Origin of the sequence: Bartonella sp. AP7XZML (assembly GCF_042195745.1) — a bacterium.
Taxonomy (GTDB): domain Bacteria; phylum Pseudomonadota; class Alphaproteobacteria; order Rhizobiales; family Rhizobiaceae; genus Bartonella.
On the sequence record NZ_JBHIOT010000117.1, the window covers coordinates 1 to 1,267 of the forward strand.

Below are 1,267 nucleotides of genomic sequence, written 5' to 3' on the forward strand. Positions count from 1 at the left end.
TGTATATATGCATTCATTATTGATTTCGTTTATATGAAATATTTGCACATACCTCCATTGAAAGCCGCGTCATATCACTTGGCACGGCTTTCTTTTATGAATGCTCTCTTTTATGATATGTATATTAAGCAATTATCTTATAATGCGTTTATAGCCATCAAGAAGGCACCTCGGTGTCTATTTTTATTCTGTTTCCTCAACAATCTTGACAAGGTTATCGCTTTCATAAACCTCATAATTTATAGGAACTTCCTTTACTTTGCTTTTCTTGGTTAATTTCGCATTGCCATAAGCACGTCCCCAGACCTTAGTATAGAATAAAACCTTGGCATTGCCAAAAACAGAGCCATAAATTTCAGCACAACCGCCCACCAAAGCACCGCCATAGACCTTGCCATGTATTTTTGCACGACCATTAATAAAGGCATAATTATAAACCTTGGCATAGCTATGAATACGAGCCGAGCCAGCAACAATGGCACGACCATAGACCCNNNNAAATCCCCCGTCTTAACATCATCAAAATCTTTTAAAGCTTTAATGCGATAAAGATTTATAATATTTCGAGTAAGAGCATGTTTGATTTTTTTGATTTCACTGGTTAATTCATATTTTTTGCACATAGAGATACCCTCACAATCTAATGTGATAAACGTTTGATAAAATTTGAAATGGGAAATTTGGTTGGAAAGCAGGCGCCCCCGCCGCGCCCCGCGCTGTTATTTAAGCAGCGTCTTTTATGATTTGATCACAAATTTTCATATGACCATTTAATTTTTTTGTATCTATATATGAATTGCCAAAAACACTCACTTGATCACAAATGTATGTTTAGCCTGTAATTTTTGCATTCTCATAAATACAAGCATCATCACCAACTATAGCAAAAAACCAAACTTGAGCATTGCCAAAAATCTTTGCATTGCCATAAACCCGCGCCTGATGATAAACCCAAGCATTATAAGAAAGATGCGCATTGTCATAAACATGGGCATTTGCATAAACGCGGGCGTGATCACAGACATGAGCATTGCCATAAACAAAGCCCATTATAATAGCCTTATTAAAAATCTTGGCATTTTCGTAAATATGGGCAGGATTTAAAACAAGAGCATCATCATACACCCAGCAATTCCCATCATGAGAGAGGTTGCTTTCACTTTCAATAAAGCCCCCAAGGTCGCCAGCTTTAACATCAGCAAAGTCTTTTAATGCTTTAATGCGATAAAGGGTATGATTATTAATTACACGCGTTTCATTTGTGAGT

Annotated in this window: 1 protein-coding gene and 1 pseudogene; both read right to left on the reverse strand. The window is 36.7% G+C overall.

What is annotated here, in order from left to right:
* Positions 1-183: 183 nt before the first annotated feature.
* Positions 184-372, reverse strand: coding sequence for a hypothetical protein (locus ACFILT_RS09290; RefSeq protein ID WP_375679973.1), 189 nt, complete (start codon positions 370-372; stop codon positions 184-186).
* A gap of 462 nt (positions 373-834) precedes the next feature.
* A pseudogene (locus ACFILT_RS09295) lies at positions 835-1,267 on the reverse strand (hypothetical protein); the annotation flags it as partial.